The sequence below is a fragment of the Nocardioides limicola genome (assembly GCF_016827675.1).
Taxonomy (GTDB): Bacteria; Actinomycetota; Actinomycetes; order Propionibacteriales; family Nocardioidaceae; genus Nocardioides; species Nocardioides limicola.
Genome location: NZ_JAERJA010000003.1, coordinates 158966 through 175701 on the forward strand (window position 1 = coordinate 158966; position 16736 = coordinate 175701).

At 71.1% G+C, this 16736-nt stretch carries 16 protein-coding genes; 11 read left to right on the forward strand and 5 right to left on the reverse strand.

Annotated elements, in window-relative coordinates; all coding sequences use genetic code 11:
* Positions 1-6: 6 nt before the first annotated feature.
* Together JKG67_RS07890 and JKG67_RS07895 are read right to left on the reverse strand one after the other, a co-directional pair.
* A complete protein-coding gene (locus JKG67_RS07890) occupies positions 7-1434 on the reverse strand; it encodes a phytoene desaturase family protein (protein WP_203336749.1) in 1428 nt (475 codons plus the stop codon).
* Positions 1431-3284 (reverse strand): DUF3556 domain-containing protein, encoded by a 1854-nt coding sequence (locus JKG67_RS07895; RefSeq protein ID WP_203336750.1) that lies wholly within the window; start codon positions 3282-3284, stop codon positions 1431-1433. Before JKG67_RS07895 ends, JKG67_RS07890 begins: the two co-directional genes overlap by 4 nt.
* A 201-nt stretch (positions 3285-3485) precedes the next feature.
* Between JKG67_RS07895 and JKG67_RS07900 the strand changes: the two genes are divergently transcribed.
* Positions 3486-4772, forward strand: a complete 1287-nt coding sequence (locus JKG67_RS07900) for a PucR family transcriptional regulator (RefSeq protein WP_238998142.1) — start codon at positions 3486-3488, stop codon at positions 4770-4772.
* A gap of 9 nt (positions 4773-4781) precedes the next feature.
* Here the strand turns inward: JKG67_RS07900 and JKG67_RS07905 are convergent, their stop codons facing one another.
* Together JKG67_RS07905 and JKG67_RS07910 are read right to left on the reverse strand one after the other, a co-directional pair.
* Entirely contained in the window at positions 4782-5660 is an 879-nt protein-coding gene (locus JKG67_RS07905; protein ID WP_203336751.1) for a MerR family transcriptional regulator, read from the reverse strand.
* Positions 5635-6102, reverse strand: a complete 468-nt coding sequence (locus tag JKG67_RS07910) for an SRPBCC family protein (RefSeq protein WP_203336752.1) — start codon at positions 6100-6102, stop codon at positions 5635-5637. The genes JKG67_RS07905 and JKG67_RS07910 overlap by 26 nt, the downstream gene beginning before the upstream one ends.
* A 92-nt stretch (positions 6103-6194) precedes the next feature.
* On the opposite strand from JKG67_RS07910, the gene JKG67_RS07915 reads away from it, so the two are divergent.
* The 7 genes from JKG67_RS07915 (at position 6195) to JKG67_RS07945 (ending at position 13838) form a co-directional block, all read left to right on the forward strand.
* Complete coding sequence (locus tag JKG67_RS07915; protein WP_203336753.1) at positions 6195-7463, forward strand: NAD(P)/FAD-dependent oxidoreductase; 1269 nt, start codon at positions 6195-6197, stop codon at positions 7461-7463.
* A complete protein-coding gene (locus JKG67_RS07920) occupies positions 7460-8206 on the forward strand; it encodes a DUF1365 domain-containing protein (protein ID WP_307816474.1) in 747 nt (248 codons plus the stop codon). The genes JKG67_RS07915 and JKG67_RS07920 overlap by 4 nt, the downstream gene beginning before the upstream one ends.
* Positions 8203-9480: an SAM-dependent methyltransferase gene (locus JKG67_RS07925; RefSeq protein WP_203336754.1), complete on the forward strand. Its 1278-nt coding sequence runs from the start codon at positions 8203-8205 to the stop codon at positions 9478-9480. The genes JKG67_RS07920 and JKG67_RS07925 overlap by 4 nt, the downstream gene beginning before the upstream one ends.
* Positions 9477-10823: a cryptochrome/photolyase family protein gene (locus JKG67_RS07930; RefSeq protein WP_307816475.1), complete on the forward strand. Its 1347-nt coding sequence runs from the start codon at positions 9477-9479 to the stop codon at positions 10821-10823. Before JKG67_RS07925 ends, JKG67_RS07930 begins: the two co-directional genes overlap by 4 nt.
* 33 nt (positions 10824-10856) lie before the next feature.
* The gene (locus tag JKG67_RS07935) at positions 10857-12209 is read left to right on the forward strand and encodes a TIGR01777 family oxidoreductase (RefSeq protein WP_203336755.1); all 1353 of its coding nucleotides are present in this window, start codon (positions 10857-10859) and stop codon (positions 12207-12209) included.
* Positions 12206-13177: an SDR family NAD(P)-dependent oxidoreductase gene (locus JKG67_RS07940; RefSeq protein WP_203336756.1), complete on the forward strand. Its 972-nt coding sequence runs from the start codon at positions 12206-12208 to the stop codon at positions 13175-13177. The genes JKG67_RS07935 and JKG67_RS07940 overlap by 4 nt, the downstream gene beginning before the upstream one ends.
* A 184-nt stretch (positions 13178-13361) precedes the next feature.
* A complete protein-coding gene (locus JKG67_RS07945) occupies positions 13362-13838 on the forward strand; it encodes a DoxX family protein (RefSeq protein WP_203336757.1) in 477 nt (158 codons plus the stop codon).
* Positions 13839-13849: 11 nt separating this feature from the next.
* On the opposite strand, the gene JKG67_RS07950 is transcribed toward JKG67_RS07945, so the two are convergent.
* A complete protein-coding gene (locus JKG67_RS07950; protein WP_203336758.1) occupies positions 13850-14509 on the reverse strand; it encodes a TetR/AcrR family transcriptional regulator in 660 nt (219 codons plus the stop codon).
* 125 nt (positions 14510-14634) lie between these two features.
* Between JKG67_RS07950 and JKG67_RS07955 the strand changes: the two genes are divergently transcribed.
* The 3 genes from JKG67_RS07955 to JKG67_RS07965 are packed head-to-tail and all read left to right on the forward strand — an operon-like array spanning position 14635 to position 16714.
* Positions 14635-15303 (forward strand): class II aldolase/adducin family protein, encoded by a 669-nt coding sequence (locus JKG67_RS07955; protein ID WP_203336759.1) that lies wholly within the window; start codon positions 14635-14637, stop codon positions 15301-15303.
* The gene (locus tag JKG67_RS07960) at positions 15300-16256 is read left to right on the forward strand and encodes a carbohydrate kinase family protein (protein WP_238998143.1); all 957 of its coding nucleotides are present in this window, start codon (positions 15300-15302) and stop codon (positions 16254-16256) included. The genes JKG67_RS07955 and JKG67_RS07960 overlap by 4 nt, the downstream gene beginning before the upstream one ends.
* The gene (locus JKG67_RS07965; RefSeq protein ID WP_203336760.1) at positions 16253-16714 is read left to right on the forward strand and encodes an SRPBCC family protein; all 462 of its coding nucleotides are present in this window, start codon (positions 16253-16255) and stop codon (positions 16712-16714) included. Before JKG67_RS07960 ends, JKG67_RS07965 begins: the two co-directional genes overlap by 4 nt.
* Positions 16715-16736: the final 22 nt, after the last annotated feature.

The following is a 16736-nucleotide window of genomic DNA, read 5'->3' on the forward strand; positions in this document are numbered from 1 at the left end:
TCGGGATCAGCGTGCGCGCGCCAGCGCGGTCCGGGCGGCGTTGAACCCACCCATGCCATGGACGCCCGCCCCCGGCGGCGTGGCCGAGGAACACAGGTAGACCCCCGGTACGCCGAGCACGTAGGGGTTGACCGCGAGGCGGGGTCGCAGCGCGATCTGACGTGCCGTGTTGGCACCGGCACTGATGTCTCCCCCGACGTAGTTGGCGTTGTAGGAGCCCATCTGGACGGCCGTCCGGCTGTGCGTGGCCACGACCTGGCCGCGGAAGCCGGGAGCGAACCGCTCGATCTGCCGGGTCACCGCCTCGGTGGCGTCCGACCCCCACCCATGGGGCACGTGGGCATAGGCCCACAGCGGGTTGACCGACCCCACGGAGCGCGACGGGTCGGCGAGGTACTGCTGCCCGACCAGGACGAACGGGTCCGCCGGCATCCGACCACGAGCGGTCGCGGCTTCGCTGGCCCGGATCTGCTCGGCGGTGCCGCCCAGGTGGAGGGTGCCGGCACGCCGGCAGTGCTCGTTGATCCAGGGCACATCCCCCTCGATGGCGAAGTCGACCTTGTGCACCGCCGGGCCGTACCGGTACGAGGTGAGGGCCTTGCGGACCCGTCGCGGCAGCCTGTCGCCGACGATGCGTACGACGGCATCGGGCGCGGTGTCGAGCATCACGATGTCGGGTGGCACGCCCGTCAGATCGCGGAGTTGATCGAGGGACTCGACCCTGACGCTGGTCCTCACCTTGCCGCCGTACCCTTCGAGGATCCCGAGCAGCGCAGCGGTGATGGTGCCGGAACCGCCCTTGGCGACCGGCCAGCCTGCGGCATGTCCCACCGCGGTGAGCATCAGCCCGACCGATCCGCTCAGCGGCGTGTCCAGCCGCCCGAAGGCGTGCGCGGCGACCCCCATGAACAGCGCCCGTGCCGGATCCTCGCGCCACCGACGTGCGGTCCAGGTCGCGGGGAGCAGGGCGTTGGTGCCGAACCGGGCCAGCGTGATCGGATGCTTCGGGAGGTGCAGGATGGGTTGGAAGATGTCCTCGACCAGGTCGTCGATCCGATCGACGTAGGTGCCGAACAGTCGTCCCCAACTGCGGGCGTCGCCGCCGAGCGTCTCGGCGGTGCGCGCCATGTCCCGCGACAGGACCCCGGCCCGGCCATCGTCAAGCGGGTGGGCCAGGTCGATCTCGGGCCACAGCCACTCCAGTCCGTGCCCGGCCAGGTCCAGCGATGCCAGGAACGGGGACACGATCCCGGTGGGGTGGAACGCCGAGCAGTCATCGTGCGCCAGGCCGGGCACCGTCAACTCGGATGTGCGGGCTCCGCCCCCGGGGCGGATCGCCGCCTCCAGAACGGTGACGTCCACCCCCTCCCGGGCCAGCGTGATCGCAGCCGCGAGCCCGTTCGGGCCGCTGCCCACCACGACGGCCGTGGTCACGCGTGCTGCCCGCTGCCACTGGTCAGCGTCTGCTGCCGTTGATACCCCTCGGCCGCCCAGGTGACCTCGAGCGGGATCGGGCCGTTCGGCAGCCACGGCTGCTCCTTGACACAGTCCTTGACGTTCCAGGTGCCCCGCTCGACGACCCCGAGCGCGGCGTCGATGACCCGATAGGCCTGCGGCGGGTTGGCCCACGGGATCGCCTGGGACTCGCAGTAGGCGACCACCAGATCGCCCGGCTGCAGGTTCAGTCGCCGCTGGACGGCGGCGACGAGCCGCTCGTCGTGCAGATGGCCGTCGCCGAAGTTCCAGCCGAGCAAGGCGTTGCAGATGAACTCGCCCTCGCGGACGGTGCGCCCCTCGATGTCGTCGAGATGCTCGTAGAGCACCGAGAACAGGCCGCGACCTTGGCTGTGCATGGACCGCCAGGCGAGCGCCTTCTGGACGGTCATCTCCGCGTCGTCCTTCTGATACGGCATCGGCTGCATCCGCTGCAGCTGGTCGACCTGGTTCTCCACCAGCGGCAACTCGTTGAGACGCTCCTCGACCCCGGGCTTCATCGCCCAGACCGCCGACGCCCAGTTGCCGGCGTACTGCCGCATCGACGGCAGGAACGACACCAGGTCGGGCCGCAGGTTGCCCAGCACCGGACCGAAGCACAACACCGCGAAGATCGGGATCAGCAGCAGCGGCTCGGAGAACTCCCAGATGTTGTAGACCGACGCGTCGAAACCATCGCCGAAGCCGGCCCACAACACGATCGCGATGTAGCCGAAGTAGACGTTCCACTCCAGCGGGACCGCCAACGGGAAGGTCGAGGTGATGAAGACGTGGAAGATCAGCATCGCCACCGCACCCGCCAGGGCGATCGTGTTGTTGGTGGTCAGCAGCAGCACCAGCGGGATGGCGATCTCGACCGTGGTGCCGCCGACGTGGGCCATGAACCAGGCCACTCGGCTCGGCCGGAGGTCCTCGGGGGCGTTGCGGTAGTGCCGCCGCTTGACGACGTTGAGCTGGCCGGGGCTGTTCGACACCATCGGCGGTACGACGTTGATGAAGTGCTCGCCGAGCTTCGACACGCCGGCGCCGATCCACACCACGCAGATGATGATCTTGAAGGCGACCACCAGGTTCACGAAGTCGGCGGTGCTCGCGCCATCCCTGGTCACCAGCCAGCCGAAGGTGGCCGAGAAGAGCATGATCGGCAGGTACTGCTCCGAACGAGCGGCCAGGAAGATGACCTTGTCGCGCAGCCCCATCAGCGGCATCAGCACCAGGATCGGGATGAACGCGGCCGGCGGGATCAGCTCCTGGGGTCCGGTGCCCTGGGGAAGCAGCGCGATCGGCTCGGCACTGCGGAGCAGCGGGTAGGCGAGGCTGGCCAGCACACCGAGATAGAGCAGTACGTCGACGATGGTGCGCTCGTCACCACCGGTGAAGGGGACACGTCTCCCCCATGGCGCCATCCGGATGGTGCCGGGCCGGATCCAGTAGCGGATGTTCCCGAGCATCGGCACGAAGTGCCCGCACAACGGTCCGAAGGCGCCGCCCAGGCCGATGACCTCGAGCAGCATCAGCCACACCGCGAGCTTCTGGTAGACGACGATGTTGTCGAACCAGGTGGAGGGGTCGGTGAACTCGACCCCGGCCGTGGTCATCGCGGTGATCCAGAGCCCGACGCCGAAGTAGAGGCCGAGCATCTTCAGGACGTAGACGATGTGCAGCACCCGGGGGGTGCCGAAGCCGTCTTCGACCCAGTGCACGGCCAGCAGCCGGATCCGCTCACGCAGCGGCAACTGGAGGAACTCGCTGGGTTCGACGGGTTGGGGTGAGGGGCTGATGAATCCCATTTCGGGCTCCTGGAGGCTGGGGTCGCAGACAGCACCCTAGGAGTGGGCGTGAGGTCCGTCACTGTGCTCAGAGCACGAAACGGAGGTCGACCCTCGTGGCCGGAGCGCAGTTCCGCCGCGGGCAGATCGGTGTCAGGATGAGCCGGTCCGGCCACTCGTTGGGTGTCGGAACCAACGAGACGATGGTCAAGGAGGATCACGATGGGGCCGAGGAGGGCTGACTCCGCGGAGTTTCTCCGGCTGACCGAGGCTCGCGTTGCCGAGGTCGCGACCACCATGGGTGAGCAGTTGACCGACCTGACGCGAGGCGTCCATGCCGAGCTCGCCGAGTCGATCCCCGAACTTCGCGGCGACCCGCTGATGCTCGATCTTCTCCGGGCGAGCATCGAGAGCAACATCGAAACGTTCCTGCATGTGGCGCAGTACAGCATCGTGATCGAGGACGTCAGGCCACCGTCGGCCGCCGTCGAGTACGCGCGACGGCTCGCCCAACGCGGCACCTCGTCGAACGCACTGCTCAGGGCCTACCGGCTCGGACAGCAACTGATGCTCACCTGGGTGTTCGAGGAGATCGCCCGCGAGGAGCTCGACGGCCGGGTCGCGTTCGCGGCCGCGGAGATCCTGCAGGCCACCTCGTTCAGCTACATCGACAAGGTCTCCGAACAGGTGGTCGCGGAGTACGAGGCCGAGCGGGAACGTTGGCTCGCGAACCGCAACACCGTGCGCGCCACCATGCTGGCCACCATCCTCACCGGCACCGAGGTCGACGTGGCCACTGCCGAACGGGCGTTGGGGTACCGGCTCTGGCAGCATCACGTGGGCGTGGTCGCCTGGGCGAGCGAGCGAGACGAATCCACCAGCGAACTCCGACACCTCGAGTCGCTGGTCGCGGCCATCGGCGAGAAGCTCGGCGCGGTCGGGCAACCGCTCTTCATCCCCCAGGACCGCTCGTTGGGCTGGGCCTGGGTGCCCCTCGGTCGCACCGCGACCGAGGTCGACGCGAGCGTGATCGACGGGCTGGTCACCACGGCCGGACCGAGGATCCGTGTCGCCCTCGGCTCCCCGGGCGCGGCGACCGCGGGCTTCCGCACCACCCACATCGAGGCGATCCGCGCCCACACCGTCGCGACCATCGCCGGCGATCAGGCTTCAGCGGCCACCAGCTACGGAGAGTCGGGGGTCAGGACCGCCGCGCTGCTCGCCGGAGACCTGGAGGCGACCCGCGACCTGGTCAGGTCGACCCTCGGCGGGCTCGGCGCCGACGACCCGGCCGCCGAGCGGCTCCGTGACACCCTGCTGGTCTTCCTCACCGAGAAGGGCAGCTACCTGTCGACGTCCGCGCGCCTGCACGTGCACAAGAACACGGTGAAGTATCGGGTCGACAAGGCGGTGGAAGCACGCGGCAGCGGGCTCGACCACGACCGCTTCAACCTCGAACTCGCCCTCACCGCCTGCCGGTGGCTGGGCCGAGGCGTGCTCCCCGGCTGAGAAGGCCGCTCAGCGGCGGATCGCCTCGGCGACGGTGACGGCCGCGGCACCGATGCCGTGGCCCAGCCGAAGCACTCCCTCGGGAGCCTGGTCCTGTTCGCTGCCACCGACGGCGGTGAGCAGGTCCGGCCGTTGGGCGCGGACCGCGCCGACCACCGCGGCCGTGGCCTCGACGTCGGTCGGGCACGGGACGGCCAGCACCACCGCGGCCACCTCGCGGTCGCGGACCGCGTGCACCCAGTCGGCCACCGGCAGGTCGGCGCCCAGATAGTGGGTGCTGACGCCGCGCCGTCGCAGCGCGACTGCGAAGGCGAAGAGCCCCAGTTCGTGCCGGCCGCCCGGGGCCAGCCCGAGCAGCACCCGCGCCCCGCTGCCGACACTGGCGGCCGCCTCGTACGCGGTGCCCAGCCGACGCATCACCGCGTGCGCGACCAGGTGCTCGCCGGCGACGCTGACCCGGCCCGTCTCCCAGGCCTCCCCGAGCGCGGTCAGGGTGGGCAGCAGGCGCGTGTCGACGACCGCCTCGAAGCTGCCCCGCGTGAACATCTCGTCGAGCGCGGCGCCGAGGAGTGCCGCGTCCAGGGTTGCCGCCGCCTCGATGACCGTCTCGCTGACGGCGGGCGACCGGTCCACCCCCACGGCATCATCGGTGAGGCCGACCGACTGCGCCGAGGCCTGTTCCCTCGCCTCCCGGGCGGCCTGACTGGGAGACCATCCCTCCGCGACCAGCCGGGCCATCGCCTCCAGCACCCGGACGTCGTCGTCGCCGTAGAGGCGGTAGCCGCCGTCGGAGCGCTGCGGCGTCACCACGGCGTACCGGCGCTCCCACGCGCGCAGCGTGGCCGGGCTGATGCCGACCTGTTCAGCCGCGCGTTTGATCGTGTACATCGGGCCGCCCTGTGAGTCCGGTCAGTGCCTCGGCGAGCCCACGGGCACCCTTGTCCCCCAGCCTACGGAAGGCGGGCGCCAGGAGCGGAGCCAGCACTCGACCGACGCCGTGGAAGTCGAAGGAGGCGTGATAGGTGACCTGGGTGCCGCCGTCGATCGTCGCGGACACGTCGATGGCGTCCCGGGCGAGCACGGTGTCGTTCTCGCCGCGGAGGGCGATGCGCTGCAGCGGCACGAACTCCTCCACGACGTAGATGAGGCGGGTCTGGCGACCCAGGAATCGAGAGATGTTCTCATACCGGGTCCCCACCCCACCATCACCGTCGACGCGGGTGGTGCGGACGGTGCCCGGATCCCACTCGGTGGTGGTCGAGAAGTCCGCGAGGTAGTCGAAGACAGCGGCCAGGGGCGCTCGGGTCGTGACGATGCGACGGATCTCCATACCCTCACCATACCTTCTACGTACCTTTGACAAACCTTGAACAGAATCCTAACATTGGCGCCGTGACAACGCGAGGCACCCAGGAGGATCCGATGACCGTCGAGAGTCGCCCGAGCGTGGCAGTGATCGGCGCCGGAGTCTCCGGGCTGACCGCGGCCCATCTGCTCAACCGCACCCATCACGTCACCCTCTTCGAAGCCGACGACCGCGTCGGCGGGCACGCCCACACCCACCAGGTCACCAGCGCCGCCGGCACGACGCTGCATGTCGACAGCGGCTTCATCGTGATGAACGAACGCACCTACCCGCAGCTGCTGCGCCTCTTCGACGACCTGAACGTCCCGACAAGGCCGACCGAGATGAGCATGAGCGTGGCCTGTGACGGCTGCGGCCTCGCGTACGCCGGCGGCAAGGGGTTGGGCGGCATCCTCGCCCAACCCCGACGCATCGCGGACCCGCGATTCCTCCGCATGCTCACCCAGATCCCGCGTTTCCATCGCCGCGCCCGGGCCCTGCTGGCGCACGATGCGGCCGACCCGACCTGGGGCGAGTTCCTGACCCAGGGCGGCTTCAGCCCGTACTTCATCCACCACTTCGCGCTCCCCCTGGTCGCCTGCGTCTGGTCGTGCGGGGACGAGGACGCCTCGGCGTACCCGGCCCGGCACCTCTTCGCGTTCCTCGACCATCACGGGATGCTCCAGGTCACCGGGTCACCGACCTGGCACACGGTGGTCGGCGGGTCACGGACCTACGTCGACCGGATCGTCGCCCGGCTCCCCGACGTCCGCACCGGCGACCCGGTGCTCGCCGTGGAGCGGCACGCCGACGGCGTCGACGTGCGCACCGCGTCGGGGACCAGCACCCGGGTCGACCGGGTGGTGATCGCCACCCACGCCGACCAGGCGCTGGACCTGCTGGCCGACCCGACACCGCAGGAGAAGGCCGACCTGGCCGCGATCGGCTACTCCCGCAACGAGACCTGGCTGCACCGCGACTCCACCATCCTGCCCACCTCACCGCGGGCGCGCGCGTCGTGGAACTACCGGTTGAGCGCCTGCACGGGCGGCTCGGACGCGGTGCAGGTCAGCTACTGGATGAACCGCCTCCAAGGACTGACCGACGACCACGATCACGTGGTGACCCTGAACGCCACCGACCGCATCGACCCGGAGACGGTGACCGCCCGGATGACCTACACCCATCCGGTCTTCACCCCGGCCGCGGTCGAGGCGGCAGCCCGCCTGCGCACCGCCGGCGGCGACCGACTGGCGTTCGCCGGCGCCCACCTGGGCTGGGGCTTCCACGAGGACGGCTGCCGTTCGGGTGTGGAGGCAGCCGGCTCCTTCGGGGTGACCTGGTGAGCACCCTCGCGCTCCCCGCCCTGCCGGCCCTGGTGGTGGGCTCGGTGAGCCACCGCCGGCAGCTGCCGATCCACTACGCGTTCACGCACCGCGCCTACCAGTGGCTGGTCGACGTCGACCAGCTGCCGACGCTCCCGGTCCTGCTGCGGCCACTGGCCAGGTTCGACGCCGCCGACCACCTCGATCGCGGTCGGCACGGCGGCATCCGTGGCGACCTGGCCCAGTTCCTGAGCGGCCACGGCCTGACACTGAGCGCGAGCGACCGGGTGCTGATGCTCGCCAACGCCCGGGTGCTGGGCCACGTCTTCGACCCGTTGACCGTCTTCTGGGTGCTCGACCAGGCCGACGCCGTGCGCGCGGTGGTCTTCGAGGTCCACAACACCTACCGGCAACGGCACGCCTACCTGCTGGAGGTCGACGCGCACGGCCGCGCACGGACACCCAAGGCCTTCCCCGTCTCCCCGTTCAACGACCTGTCCGGCCAGTACGCCGTGCGGGTCCGGTTCGGTCCCGAGCAGATCCACCTCTCGGTGGGCCTGGACCGGGACGGCACCCGGGTGCTGACCGCCACCAGCGGCGGTCGATGTGTGCCGGCCACCCCCAGGTCGCTGCTGCGCACCGTCGCCACCCACCTGCTGATGACCCAGCGAGTCACCGCCCTGATCCGCCTGCACGGGATCCGGTTGTGGCTGCGCCGCCTGCCGGTCCACCCCCGGCCCCGACCACAAGGAGAGTCCAGATGAGCGTTGAGGTGTTGCCGAGCCCACCGGCGCCGGCCCGGACCACGCGGCGACCCAGCGCACGCGAGCGCCTCACCCGCCAGTTGCTGCGGGTGGTCGCCGGCCGGGTGCCGGTCGACATCCTGCTCCCCGACGACACCCTGCTGCCGCCGCTGCCTCGTGCCCGAGGCCGCCGCGACCACACCGGCGGCGCGACCGACCGCCCCCGGCTGAGGCTGATCGAGCCGGACGCCTTCGTCCGGCGGCTGGCCCGGGACCCGAAGGTGGGGATCGGTGAGGGATACACCGCCGGAGAGTGGGCGGCCGAACCCGGCACCGACCTCGCGGCGGCGCTGATCCCGTTCGCGGAGCGGCTCACCGACGTCCTGCCGGCCTGGCTGCTGCGGCTGCGGCGGCTGGTGGACCGGCCCATTCCCGAGGACCAACACGGCGCCCTGGAGCACAGCCAGGCCAACGTGGCCGCCCACTACGACCTGAGCAACGACCTGTTCGCCGCCTTCCTCGATGACTCACTCACCTACAGTTCCGCACTCTTCGACGACTCCCGGCCACTCGCGGAGCAGGACCTCACCGACGCACAACTGCGCAAGGTGCACGCCGCCCTCGACCTGGCCGGCGTCGGCCCCGGGACCGACCTCGTCGAGATCGGGACCGGCTGGGGCACCCTGGCCATCGAGGCGGCGCGGCGCGGCGCCACGGTCACCAGCGTGACGCTCTCGGTCGAACAGGCCGACCTCGCCCGGCAGCGGATCGACGCGGCCGGGCTGAGCGGACGGGTCAAGGTGATCGTGCAGGACTACCGCGAGGTGACCGGCGACTACGACGCCGTGGTCAGCATCGAGATGATCGAGGCCGTCGGCGAACGGTTCTGGCCCGACTACTTCGGCACCCTCTCCCGGCTGGTCCGGCCCGGCGGCGCGGTGGTGCTCCAGTCGATCCTGATGTCGCACGAGCGCTACCTGGCCACCCGGCACTCCTACGGCTGGATCCAGAAGCACATCTTCCCCGGCGGCCTGGTCCCCTCGCTGCCCGCCATCGAACAGCATGCCGAGGTCGCTGGCCTGCGCGTGGCGCGTCAGCACGCGTTCGGGACCGACTACGCCGAGACGCTGCACCGCTGGCGGGCAAGGTTCCTGGCCGCCTGGCCGACGATCCGCTCGGACCTTTTCGGCGACGAGTTCGCCCGCACCTGGGAGTTCTATCTGGCCTACTGCGAGGCGGGCTTCCGGACCGGCTACCTCGACGTCGCCCAACTCCGCCTGGAGCCGACCGGGTGAGCTCGGTGTCCTCGACCAGCATCGTGTGGTTCCGGCGAGACCTGCGCCTGGACGACCATCCGGCCCTGCTCGCTGCCGACACGGCCGCCGATCGGGTGCTGCCCCTGTTCGTCCTCGACCCCACCCTGATGGCCACCGCCGGCGCCCGACGCGACCGGCTCCTCGCCTCACTGGCCGCGCTGCACGAGTCGACCGACGGTGCGCTGGTGATCCGGACCGGAGACCCGACCCAGGTGCTCCCCCAGGTCGTCGCCGAGGCCGGCGCGGGCAGCGTGCACATCAGCGCCGAGACCACCCCCTACGGCCGGCGTCGGGACGAGTCGGTGGCCCGACGCCTCCAGGACGCCGGCGTACCGCTGGTCGCCACCGGCAGCCCGTACGCCGTGACACCCGGTCGGGTGCGGAAGCCGTCGGGTGCGTCGTACCAGGTGTTCACGCCGTTCTTCAAGGCGTGGCGTGCGGCCGCCACTCGCGCCCCCGCCCCGACGGCCGACCCCCGCTGGAGCACCGGCGCCGCCTCCGAGCCGCTCCCCTCGCCGACGTGGGCGACCCCGGCCGGCGAGCAGGCCGCCCGGGTCCGATGGGAGCAGTTCCTCGACCACGACCTGGAGACCTATGCCGAGACCCGGGACCGGCCCGACCTCGACGTCACCAGCCGGCTGTCGGTGTCACTGAAGTACGGCGAGCTGCATCCGCGCACGCTGCTCGCCGAGCTCAGCACCCGACCCCCGAACACCGTGGCACGCTTCGTCACCGAGCTCGGGTGGCGCGAGTTCTACGCCGATGTGCTCTGGCATCACCCGGCCTCGGCCTGGCAGGACTGGCGCCCGCAGCTGCGCCGGATGCGTCACGACCACGACCGGGCGTTGATCGACGCCTGGCGCTCCGGGCGGACCGGCTATCCCTTCGTCGACGCGGGGATGCGTCAGTTGCGCTCGGAGGGGTGGATGCACAACCGGGTGCGGATGGTGACCGCCAGCTTCTTGGTGAAGGACCTGCACGCCTGGTGGCCGGTCGGCGCCCGGCACTTCCTGGCCCATCTGATCGACGGCGACGTGGCCTCCAACAACCACGGCTGGCAGTGGGTCGCCGGGACCGGCACCGACGCCGCGCCCTACTTCCGGATCTTCAACCCGGTGACCCAGGGCCTGCGGTTCGACCCCGCGGGTGACTATGTGCGCCGCTGGGTACCCGAACTGCGACACATCACCGGCGCCGCCGTGCACGAGCCCTGGAGACTGGCCGAGGGCGGCGAGCACGGCTACCCGGACCGGATCGTCGACCACGCCACCGAACGCGACGAAGCACTCCACCGACTCGCCGAACTCAAGGAATCGCGATGACCCACTCGCCACCCGCCCACGAAGGGAGACCTCGTGATCTCGCTGTCGCGCACCGCTGAGTTCACCCAGTCACTGCCCGACCCGCCCGAGGTCGTCTTCGACTGGCACCGGCGCCCCGGGGCGCTGGCCCGACTGCTGCCACCGTGGCAACCGGTCCGGATCGGCCAGGAGTCACCCGACCTGAGGGCCGGCGCCGCCGAACTCGTCTTCCCCGGCGGCCGGACCTGGGTCGCCCAGCATCTGGCCACCGAGTACGCCGACGGGCGCTGCTTCGTGGACCGGCTCACGTCGCGACCCTTCGTCGTACCGATCTCCTGGACACACCGGCACGAGTTCTGTGCCGAGGGCGGCGGCACCCGGCTGATCGACCAGGTGCGCACCACCGTCCCGCGGCGACTGCTGCCGGCGATGTTCGCCTTCCGGCAACGGCAGCTCGCCGACGACCTGGCCGCGCACCGCTGGGCGAGCGAGTCGCCCCGCCTGACCGTGGCCATCACCGGGGCCTCGGGGCTGATCGGCAGTGCGCTGGCGCCGTTCCTGACCACCGGGGGCCATCGGGTGATCCGGCTGGTCCGCGGAGCCGCCGCCGGCGAGGACCAGCGGCGCTGGGACCCCCGGCGCCCCGACCCGGCCGCGCTGGCCGGGGTCGATGCGGTGGTGCACCTGGCCGGCCACAGCATCGCCGGCCGGTTCACCGACGCCCATCGGGACGCAGTCGCGTCGTCACGGATCGAGCCCACCCGGCTGCTCGCCGAGGCAGCGGCCACCGCCGGGGTGCCGGTCTTCGTCAGCGCGTCGGCGATCGGCTACTACGGCCCGGACCGCGACGACGAGGTCCTCGACGAGTCCAGCAGCCACGGGGAGGGGTTCCTCGCCGATCTCGTCGCCGCCTGGGAGCGGGGCGCCGTGGAGGGTGCCGGACCGGGCACCCGGGTGGTGCTGGTGCGCACCGGGGTGGTGCAGAGCCCGCGCGGCGGCGCCCTGCGGCTGCAGCGACCCTTGTACGCCGCCGGACTGGGCGGGCCGTTGGCCGGCGGCGACCAGTGGCTCTCCTGGATCGGGATCGACGACCTCGTCGACGTCTATCACCGTGCCTTGATCGACTCCCGACTGCGCGGGCCGGTGAACGCGGTGACCCCCCACCCACTCACCCAACGCGAGTACGCCAGCACCCTCGGCCGGGTGCTGCACCGGCCCGCCGTCCTGCCCACCCCCCGGCTGGGCCCGCGCCTGCTGCTGGGCCGCGAAGGTGAGCGCGAGGTGGCCTCGGCGAGCCAGCGAGTGGCGCCCCGAGTGCTGCTGGAGGCCGACCACCGGTTCCGGTTCCCGCACCTCGAGCCGGCGCTGCGGCACCTGCTCGGCGGCGCCGGCGAGGAGGCGCAGTGAGCCCCGATCGTGGCCTGGACCGGCTCCTGGACCGCTCCGTGGTGCTCGGCTACACCTCGTGGGGGTTGCGGCTGCGGCGCCGATCCTGGCAGCCCGACGACCCCGCCCCGGACGCGCTGGCCGGGCGCCGCGCGCTGGTCACCGGCGCCGGATCCGGCCTGGGCGAAGCCACCGCTCTGGGCCTGGCCAGGCTCGGCGCGACCGTGCATCTGCTGGTCCGCTCCGCTGACCGTGCCCGACCCGCGGTGGCCCGGATCGGCCAGGCCCTGGCCGCGGACGGACTCCCGTCCCGGGTGCAGGTCGAGGCCTGTGACGTCTCCGACCTGGCGTCGGTACGCCGGTTCGCCGACGGGTTCACGCTGCCTCTCGACGTACTCATCCACAACGCTGGCGTGATGCCGGCCGCACGCACCACCTCGGCCCAGGGGCACGAACTGACCCTGGCCACCCACGTGCTCGGCCCGGTGCTGATGACCGAACTGCTGCAGCCGGCGCTGCGCGCGTCCGAGACCGGTGCCCGGGTGGTGTTCGTCTCCTCCGGTGGCATGTACACCCAACGGCTCGATGCCGCGGATCCGGAGTTCGAGAACGGTCGCTACCGCGGCTCGGTGGCCTATGCCCGGTCCAAGCGCCTCCAGGTGGCGTTGACGCCGCTGCTGGCCCGACGCTGGCCGACGGCGGTCTACGCCATGCACCCGGGTTGGGTCGACACTCCGGGGGTGGCGCAGTCACTGCCGGTCTTCCGGGCCGTCACCCGACCGCTGCTGCGCACCGCCGAGCAGGGCGCCGACACGACGGTCTGGCTGGCGGCCACCGAACCCGCCCCGCCGGCGGGGACCTTCTGGCATGACCGTCAGCAGCGCCCGGCCCACTACCGGCGATCGACCCACAGCACGGCTGCCGAGGTCGAGGACGTGTGGCGCCAGGTGGCGGAGGCGACTGGCCTCCCCCCTGCCGGAAAAGCCTGATATCAGGGACTGTCGACTGTTGTCAGGTGTTGCAACCCCTGACAACAGTGCGAAGTCCCTGACATCAGGGGATTCTGGCAACAGGGGCGAGGCGGCCAGAGGGGCGAATATGGGTAGCTCTACCGATGCCCCTCAGCGTGGGCAGAGGTGAGTCTGGTGCTCCCCGACACAGAAGGAGCCTCCGATGAACCGTTCCGGAAAACTCACCACCCGCAGTGCCGACAGGAGCCAGCTCATCCGGGCGGCGACCCGCCTGCGACAGACGGGATCCCACCGGCTCACCGTGGTGGCGCGACTGGTGGCCGGGGTGCCGCTGCTGGGGATCGGGATCGCCCACGTGGTGGTCCCCGAGGCGCCGATGGGCCCGCTGGTCGAGGCCGCCGGCATCCCGTTCGCCGGGCTCGTCGCCCCGGTCTCGGTGGGGGTCGAGATCGTCGCTGGCCTCTCGCTGATCCTGGGCCTGTGGGCCCGGGTCGGCGGCCTGCTCGCCATCCCGACCATGCTCGGCGCCCTCTATGCGCACCTGGTCATCGACGTGTGGCCCAACGGGCCGGAGAACGAGCCACCGTTGCTGCTGCCGATCGCCGTCCTGGTGGGTGCGGCGTACGTGGTGAGGCGAGGTGCGGGCCGCTGGAGCCTCGACCACCGCACACGTCCGTGATCCGACACAGGTCAGTGATCCGACGATTCGGCAGCCATCTCGAGAAGGTAGCTGCGCACCATCGTCTTGAGGTGGGCGAGCAGCACCGCGTCGCCGCGCGGGTCCATCCGGAAGGCCTCCTGGATGAGGGCATCGGCGGTGAGTTGGATGGTCTGGGCGAAGCGTAGCGTGGACTCGTCGTGGCGTCCGATCCCGCGCTCGACGAGCAGGCCGCGGATCCGATGGGCCATGGCCAGTTTGTGAGCCCGGTCCTGTTCCCGGGTCTCCTCGGTGAGGTGCCGGCTGAACCACAGCGCCCGGAAACCGGGGTGGTCGCGGTAGAAGTCCGCGAAGGCGTCGATGCTGAGACCGACGACGTCGCCACTGGTGCCCGCAAGTTCCAGCCCCACCTCGTCCATCCGCTGTTCCAGCAGGGTGAGGTAGTGCCGCGCGAGTGACTCGATGATCGCGTCCCGGTTGGGCAGGTAGCGGTACAACGAGCCCACCGAGACGCCGGATTCAGCGGCGATCCGGACGGTGGTGATCGCCTCCACTCCCTCGGCCGCCATCACCCGGTCGGCCGCCGCGAGCAGCCGCGCAACCTTGTCCCGGCCTCGCGCCTGCTGGGGCACGACCCGGAGGTTGCTGCCGACGGCAACCTCCTCGACGGCCATGCCCGAGAACTCGGTCATCCCATTCCCCTCCACCGGCTCAGATTAACACTGACTCGAACTTGAATCTGTTTCAGGTTTGCATCTACAGTCATCACCAGCCGATCCCCACCGCACCTCCACCTTCGACCATGGGACACCCACGCATGAGCACCTTCGACGAGGAACGATCCGCGATCGCCATGGCCTGCCGGCGATTGGCCGAGGCGGGCCTCGTGATCGGTACGGCGGGCAACGTCAGCGTGCGCATCGACGACCGGGTCGCGATCACCGCGACCGGTGCCAGGTTCGAAGAGCTCACCGCCACCGACGTCAGCATCGTCGACCTCGACGGCGATCACGTCTGGGGAGAGCTGCAGCCCACCTCGGAGCTGGACCTGCACCTGGGCATCTACCGACGGTTCGGCAGCACCGCCGTGGTGCACACCCACTCCCCCGTCGCCACCGCTGTCGGACTGGTCGTCGATGAACTGCCCTGCGTGCACTACCAGATGCTGCTGCTGGGCGGCGCGGTCCGAGTGGCGCCGTACGCGACCTTCGGCACCCCCGAGCTCGCGACCGCTGTCGCGGCCGCACTCGAGGGCAGGTCCGCCGCACTGATGGCCAACCACGGTGCCGTCACCCACGCCGGATCACTCCAGGCCGCCGTCGACCAGGCCCTGCTGCTCGAGTGGGCCTGCACCCTCTACTGGCGCGCCGCATCGATGGGCTCGCCTCGACACCTCAGCGCCGCCGAGCAGGAGCAGGTCGTCGTCCAGGCGACGGCCCGGCACTACGGCAGCACCCGACCCGCCCGCACCGAGGAGAACCGATGAACGCCACCGACATGACCGTGATCGCCCTGGGAGCCCATGTCCTGGACACCCTGGTCCGTCCGGTGGAGGTGATCCCCGAGGGCCAGGGGGGCCAGCTCGTGGACCAGATCCGGGTGACCGCGGCCGGCCCGGCCGGCGGCACTGCGCTGGTGCTTGCGCGGCTGGGCGCGACGGTGCGCAGCGCCGGCGCCATCGGCACCGACGCCCTGGGCGACCAACTGCTGACGCTCCTGGCCAGGGACGGCGTGGACACCTCGCTGCTGCTCCGCCGCACCGACCAGCAGACCTCCGCCAGCGTGCTGCCGATCCGCCCCGACGGGTCCCGACCCGCCTTCCACGTGATCGGCGCCAACGGCGCCTACGGCCCAGACGACGCACCCTGGGACGAGATCGCGTCGGCGACCCACCTGCACCTGGGCGGACCGGAGTTCATGGGCGGTGAGGCGGCGGGCAAGATCCTCTCCTTCGCCCGCGATCACGGCGTGGTCACCTCGCTCGACTCGCTGGCTCCCGACGACCCCGGCATGCTGGAGTGGATCGCACCGGCGCTCCCCTACGTCGACTACCTGCTGCCCAACGACGAGCAGATCCTCGGCTGGACCGGCGCCGGGGACCTGGTCGCCGCAAGCCGGGCGCTGTTGGAGCTCGGCGTCGGTTGCGTCGCCGTCACCGCGGGCAGCGCCGGAGCCCTGGTCGTCACCGCCGACCACGAGGTGAGCGTGCCCGCCTTCGCGATCACTCCTGTCGACACCAGCGGATGCGGCGACTCGTTCTCGGCGGGCTTCCTGCGTGGCCTCGCCCTCGGCCAGACACCGGAGCAGGCCGCCGTGCTGGGCTGTGCGGTCGCCGCCCAGACCGCCAGCGGCCTCGGCACCGACGCCGGCAGTTACGACCTGGCCGCCGTCCAGGCCTTCGCGGCCACCGCCCCGCGGAACGGAGCGGTGCCGCAGTGACCGAGGTGACGGAGACGGCGATCCTGGCGGTTCCGCTGGAGCGGGTCTGGCAGGTGATCAGCGCCACCGACCGGTACGCCGAGTGGGTCGACGGCGTACTCGAGGTGACCGACCACCATGGCACCGCAGCGATCGGTGCCAGCTACAGCGAACGGAACCGGACCCTCGGACCGCTGACCACCCGCTCGGTGTGGACCGTCCGGGAGATCGAGCCGCGCCGACGCCGGGTCGACACCGGTGTCGGCTTCGCCCCGATGCACGACATGACCAACATCTTCGAGTTCCGCACCGTCCCGCACGCGGACGGCGAGCACACCGAGATGACCTACACGGTGCGCTACCGCCCCGGCCTCGGCCCGATCGGACGCCTCATCGACACGCTGCAACAACCCGGCCTGCGTCAGCGCTTCCAGCAGTCGATGCGCAACCTCGAAGGCCTCGTCACCGCCGAAGGCTGAGCCACCACCACGACAGAACCGG